The sequence below is a fragment of the Neisseria sp. P0021.S007 genome, assembly GCF_051956855.1.
Genome location: NZ_JBQCXA010001589.1, coordinates 1 through 458, shown reverse-complemented (window position 1 = coordinate 458; position 458 = coordinate 1). Strand labels below are relative to the sequence as shown.

General features: G+C 48.9%; 1 protein-coding gene. It reads left to right on the top strand.

Annotated features, from left to right (window positions below):
* Nucleotides 1-20 precede the first annotated feature (20 nt).
* Nucleotides 21-458: nucleotide exchange factor GrpE (grpE, locus tag ACTHUR_RS20415; RefSeq protein ID WP_440400616.1), on the top strand; the 438-nt coding region annotated here is incomplete at its 3' end.

The following is a 458-nucleotide window of genomic DNA, read 5'->3' as shown; positions in this document are numbered from 1 at the left end:
AATATCAACACGCTAAAAGGATGTCAGAAATGACGGAGCATAACGAACAACATCAACACGAAGCAGAAGAAGCGGCAGCCGTAGAAACTGCCGAAACCGTTGAAACCGAACAAGCAGAACTGACTTACGAAGAGCTTCAGGCGCGTGTCACCGAGTTGGAAGGCCAACTCAAAGACAGCGAGCTGCGCGGTTTGGCAAACGAGCAAAACCTGCGCCGCCGCCATCAGCAAGAAATCGCCGATACCCATAAATTCGCCGGACAAAAATTTGCAGCAGAAATGTTGCCGGTTAAAGATTATCTCGAAATGGCGCTGCTGGACCAAAGCGGCAATTTCGATGCGCTGAAAATGGGTGTGCAAATGACTTTGAACGAGCTGCAAAAAGCATTTGATGCCACACATATTAAAGAAATCAACCCGCAACCGGGCGACAAACTTGATCCGCACCAACATCAAGCG